General features: G+C 64.4%; 5 protein-coding genes. 3 read left to right on the forward strand and 2 right to left on the reverse strand.

What is annotated here, in order from left to right:
- Positions 1 to 134: 134 nt before the first annotated feature.
- The gene (locus KDH09_05005) at positions 135 to 1,652 is read right to left on the reverse strand and encodes an NAD(P)-binding domain-containing protein (protein ID MCB0219033.1); all 1,518 of its coding nucleotides are present in this window, start codon (positions 1,650 to 1,652) and stop codon (positions 135 to 137) included.
- A gap of 95 nt (positions 1,653 to 1,747) precedes the next feature.
- Between KDH09_05005 and KDH09_05010 the strand changes: the two genes are divergently transcribed.
- Together KDH09_05010 and KDH09_05015 are read left to right on the forward strand one after the other, a co-directional pair.
- Positions 1,748 to 2,419, forward strand: a complete 672-nt coding sequence (locus tag KDH09_05010) for a TetR/AcrR family transcriptional regulator (protein MCB0219034.1) — start codon at positions 1,748 to 1,750, stop codon at positions 2,417 to 2,419.
- 294 nt (positions 2,420 to 2,713) lie between these two features.
- Positions 2,714 to 3,049, forward strand: coding sequence for an RNA-binding protein (locus KDH09_05015; protein ID MCB0219035.1), 336 nt, complete (start codon positions 2,714 to 2,716; stop codon positions 3,047 to 3,049).
- Between the two features lie 79 nt (positions 3,050 to 3,128).
- Here the strand turns inward: KDH09_05015 and KDH09_05020 are convergent, their stop codons facing one another.
- Positions 3,129 to 4,115, reverse strand: a complete 987-nt coding sequence (locus KDH09_05020) for an FAD-dependent oxidoreductase (protein ID MCB0219036.1) — start codon at positions 4,113 to 4,115, stop codon at positions 3,129 to 3,131.
- Positions 4,116 to 4,221: 106 nt separating this feature from the next.
- On the opposite strand from KDH09_05020, the gene KDH09_05025 reads away from it, so the two are divergent.
- Complete coding sequence (locus tag KDH09_05025; protein ID MCB0219037.1) at positions 4,222 to 4,806, forward strand: GNAT family N-acetyltransferase; 585 nt, start codon at positions 4,222 to 4,224, stop codon at positions 4,804 to 4,806.

Raw genomic sequence — 4,806 nt, forward strand, 5'->3', positions numbered from 1 at the left:
AAGAGCGGGGTCAGAACTTTTTGAATGGTTGAAAATACGTGATGCATGCCCCAACCCTGATTGGCGGGGCGGGGCGGCTCAATTGCGGATGTCCCAACAACTGCGCCCGACGTGGGGCGATTTGGTGATGCGTCTTACTTCGCCACTGCCTGGGCCGGCTTCGCCGGTTTTTTTGCTTTCGTCTTCGCCGTCTTTTTCGCGCTCGCGGCGGCCTTGATCTTCTCGGGCTTGTCGCTTGCGCGCCGCGCCACGGGAATGGGGTTGCCGGCCTTGCGGGCGCGGGCCTTGCCCTTCTCCCATGCCTCGCGCAGGAAGAAGCTGTACTCGGGACAATCGATCTGGATGGTGTGGCTGGGCGAGTTGGTAAAGCGCTTCTTCATCATCTCGTCGTAGCGGCGCATTTCCGATTCCATCTGCGCGGGCGAGGGCAGGGCGGTCTCGCCCGTGAGATAGGATGCGATGAAGTTCGACTGCAGCTCGGCGATGGGCATCATCGAGCACAGGGGCTGCACGAGTGCCACGAAAGCCAGGTCGGGATAGCGCGGATCGAAGATGCGCTGCCAGAGCGGGATCGAGTTGTTGGGGGCGCTGAGAAATTCCTTGTCAAAGAACGGGAAGGTGATGTTGTAGCCGGTGGCGTAGATGATGGCATCGACTTCCTCGATGCTGCCGTCCTCGAACTTCACCTTATCGCCCATGAGCTCGGCGATGTTGCCCTTCGGGGTGACGTCGCCATGAACGAGGCGGTTGTGGATCTCCGAGGAGATCGTCGGGTGGCGCATGGAGAGCGGTTCCTTGGGGTCTTTCAGACCCACGCGCGAGGGCTTGCCCATGGCCATGTTGATGACGGCCTCGGTGATGGCGCCGCCGATCTTTCGGCGCAGTTCCACCGGGATGTACTTGCGGCGGAATTTCTCCCAGGGCGTGGGCTCCACCATGGGGTGGCGCACAAATTCATCCTGCGGGGTGTTGCCCAGAATCTTGGGCACGATCCACACGCCCGAGCGCTGGGCGAGAAACACCTTGCTGGCACCCTGGCCGCGGTGGGCCAGCTCGCAGGCGATGTCCATGGCCGAGTTGCCCATGCCGACAATGACCACGCGCTTGTCGCGCAAATCGTGGGGATCTTCGCTGTCGACGTAGTGGTGGGCGTGCATTTCGATGCCGTTGAACTTGCCGGGGAATTTGGGCAGGCGCGGGTCCCAGTGGTGCCCGTTCACCACGGCGACGAAGTCGTAGTAGCGCACCTCGTGGGCGGGCTTGTCGGGCCTGGAGATCTCCACGCGCCAGGTACCCTCGTCGGTGCGTGAGACGTGTTTGACCTCGGTCTTGAATTCAATGGAGTCGCGGATACCGAAGTGGTCGGTGTACTCCTCGAAGTAATCGAGAATTTCCTCGTGCGTGGGATACTCGGCGACGGAGTCTTTGAAGGGGAAGTCCGAGAGCACCATCATGCGCTTGGACGTGTTGATGTGCAGCGAGCGGTAGCAGGTGGACATGCCGTTGTCGTTCTTGAAGCGCCAGATCCCGCCAAGGCCGCTGCCTTTTTCAAAGCAGTCGTAGGGAATGCCGTGTTCCTTGAAGACTTTCGCGCAGATCAGGCCGCTGGTTCCGGCGCCGATGATACAGGCGCGTGGCAGTTCTTTGCTCATGCTTTGAATCCCCGTATTGACAAGTTAGTCGATAAGAGCGTATAGCTTACTGACAGACCTGTCAATAACAATTGCGGGCCCATTCGGGAAGAATCATGCAGACCGGAAAAGCACAGCAGACAGCCGCCAAGAGGGCGCAGGGTGCGAGAAAGCGCACGCGTCTTGCGCCGGCCGATCGCCGCGCCCAGCTACTCGGCTGCGCGATCGCGGCCTTCGCTGAGCGCGGTCTATCACGCGCCGCCCATGCCGACGTGGCGCGCCGGGCGGGCGTGGCGGTCTCTTCGGTCTTTCACTACTTCCCCACGCGCGAGGCGCTGGTCGGCGCGGTGCTCGATGAAGTCGAGCGCCACTTCCTGAAGATGTCCGACGACGCCCTTGGCGGAAACGCCGATCCGGTAGCCGGCATGGCGCTTCATGCGAAGATGTTTGCCGACGAAGTGAAGTCCGACAGCGACTACGTGAAGCTCTGGATCGACTGGAGCGCCTCGATTCGCGAAGAGATCTGGCCGCGCTACCTCAAGTTCTACGAGCAGCAGCGCGACCACGCCCTGGACGCCGTGCGCAAGGGCCAGGAAATGGGCTACTTCGACACGAGCCTGAGCGCCGAGGACCTGGCCACCGCCTACGTCGGGTGCGGGCACTTCATGGTCAACCTGGCCCACACCCCCGGCAAGAGCATCGAGGATGTCTACGCCTTCATCGACCGGATCGGGCAGGCCGTCTTTGAAGGCGCGCGGAGGGAAGGCGCCCGAAAGCCGCGCAAATAGGTCCGCCGGGCCATCCAGATGCGCGCCTCGCGAGCGCTTCATGTCACAACTTTTTGAGTTGCCAGCCATTCTCGGCGATTGATATAGTTTGCGGCGAACGAGGAGATATTCCGCACGCTCTTGCCTTGGTAGATCCCGGTCCATCCGAGCGCCCGGTCAGAAGTTCACGGCCCAATCCCTCGCAATCACGATCGCCTCCAGGTGGAGGCAACCACCACGCGGGCGTCGCTACGGGACGCGGCGTACGGCTGGAATTGAGCGACCGTAGCTTTGCCCTTGTGAGGAATTGAGACGATGAAGATCTATGTTGGCAACCTTCCCTTCAGCGCGACCGAGGAAGAAGTTCGCGAAAAGTTCGAGGCCTTCGGTTCGGTCAGCGAAGTGGCACTGATTACCGACCGTGAGACCGGTCGTCCGCGCGGCTTCGGCTTCGTGACCCTTGACGACGACGAGGCCGGTCGCAACGCGATTTCCGAGCTCGACGGCAAGGAAATGGGCGGTCGCAGCCTGCGCGTGAACGAAGCCCAGGAACGCTCGCGCGGCGGCGGTGGCGGCGGTCGTGGTGGCTACGGTGGCGGCGGAGGCCGTGATCGCGGCGGCTACGGCGGCGGCGGTCGCGACCGTTACTAGAACCGACATTCGAAAGGAAAAAGCCCGGCCTTGATAGCCGGGCTTTTTTCGTACCTTCGTCGTTTGAGAGGCTCTGTTATCAGTCTTTGAGAATTTCCTGCGCCAGGTGCAGGCCGGAGACGTAGGCGCCCTCGGCGCTTCCCAGGCGGAACCAGTCGCCGCAGGCGCCGACGGCATGTGCGGGGTCCCAGAACCATGGCTCGGGAAGGGGCTTGTGAACCCGCGCGTAGCGCCAGCGGTGCGCCGCGCTGAAGGCGGCCGCTTGCTGCGCAAGACCCGTGACCTTCCAGAGCGCCTCGAGCAGGGCGGCCGCGACGGCGGCGGGCTCGTCGCCGATATGATCTTCTGCCCACTCGGTGGTCGAGAGCAGCACCCAGCTCTCTGCTCCGTTTCGGCCGGGCTTGCCCGAGTCGCGCGAGATCAAAAAGAGCGGGGAGTTGCCCACGTAGGCCGCGCCGTAGGGGAGCTCCAGCGGCGCCTCGAAGCTCACCATCGCCGACCAGACGGGATCCATTTCAACCTTTGCCGCGCGCGCCGAGAGCTCGGGGGCGAGTTCGGCAAGCAGCGGCGCCGCCTGGGGAGCCGGCAGCGCAATGACGGCCCCGTCGAAGGGACCGAATTCCTCGGTTTCGGTGCAGATCGTCGGGCCCGAATTGCCGGGCCGCACGTGGGTAATGCGGGCGCGGGTATGCAGCTCCGTCTTGCCGAGCAGGTCGCGGATCAGCACGCTCATGCGCGGTAGCCCCACGTAGTGCTCGCCCGGCGCGACGCTGGCGGCGCCCGAAGCGCCGATCATTTCAAAAGCCGCATCCCAGGCCGCGCACAGCCCGCGCGCCTCCCAGTCGGCGACCCTCTCGCGCATGTCGTCACCGAATGCGCTGAAGTAGGGGGCGCCATGGTCGAACTGGAGCTTTCCCAGGGGCGAATCTGCGCGCCGGGTGGCCATGCGCCCGCCCGGCCCGCGCGCCTTCTCGAAGACGCTCACGGAGAGTCCGGCGTTGGCGAGCGCCCGGGCGCAACTGGCCCCGGCGATTCCGGCCCCCACGACGGCGATTTTTCTGCTCATGCTGCGATTTCCCATCTGCCCCGGGGATTACAGGTAATCGCTGGGGCCGGAGCGGGCAAGGCGGCGCAGGTGGGCGCGGCACGCGCTTGCGATTATGTTGCTGAGCATGAGCTCCCTCACCATCGAACCCGCTCGCCGCGCCGACGCCCGGCCCGCCGCTGCTCTTGCAGCGCGCGCGATGATCGACCTGCCCGAGAACCGTGTGGTCTTTCGCGGCCGCGAGGACCGGATGCGTGCGGTGTTCGCGCAGCTCTTTGCGCGCTCCCCCGGCGACCTGTGGGTCGCGCGCGAGGGGGATGCGCTTCTCGGCGTGATGCGCGTGGTCGCCTGGCCGCGCTGCAAGCCCTCCACCCTGGAAACGCTCACGCAGCTTCCGGCCCTCGCGATGGCCCTCAAGGACACGCTCCCGCGTGCGGCGAGAATGCACGGCGCCTGGGCACGCCACGATCCACAAAGGCCCCACTTGCACCTGGACCCCATCGCCGTCTCCGAGAGCGCCCAGGGCCGCGGCATCGGCGGCGCGCTGATGAACCACTACTGCGAGATGATGGATGGCGCCGGAACCGGTGGCTATCTCGAAACCGGGCGGGAGAGCAGCGTGCGCTTCTATTCGAAATTCGGCTTCGAAGTAAGCCGCCAGATCGAAGTGCTGGGCGCAAAGATCTGGCTCATGTGGCGGGAGGGGAAGTGA

The sequence above is a fragment of the Chrysiogenia bacterium genome (assembly GCA_020434085.1).
Lineage (GTDB): Bacteria > JAGRBM01 > JAGRBM01 > JAGRBM01 > JAGRBM01 > JAGRBM01.

Excerpts from the sequence above, each read along its gene's own strand:
- KDH09_05015 (MCB0219035.1), top strand. The coding sequence starts at position 2,714 with ATGAAGATCTATGTTGGCAACCTTCCCTTCAGCGCGACCGAGGAAGAA.
- KDH09_05005 (MCB0219033.1), bottom strand. The coding sequence starts at position 1,652 with ATGAGCAAAGAACTGCCACGCGCCTGTATCATCGGCGCCGGAACCAGC.
- KDH09_05010 (MCB0219034.1), top strand. The coding sequence starts at position 1,748 with ATGCAGACCGGAAAAGCACAGCAGACAGCCGCCAAGAGGGCGCAGGGT.
- KDH09_05025 (MCB0219037.1), top strand. The coding sequence starts at position 4,222 with ATGAGCTCCCTCACCATCGAACCCGCTCGCCGCGCCGACGCCCGGCCC.
- KDH09_05020 (MCB0219036.1), bottom strand. The coding sequence starts at position 4,115 with ATGAGCAGAAAAATCGCCGTCGTGGGGGCCGGAATCGCCGGGGCCAGT.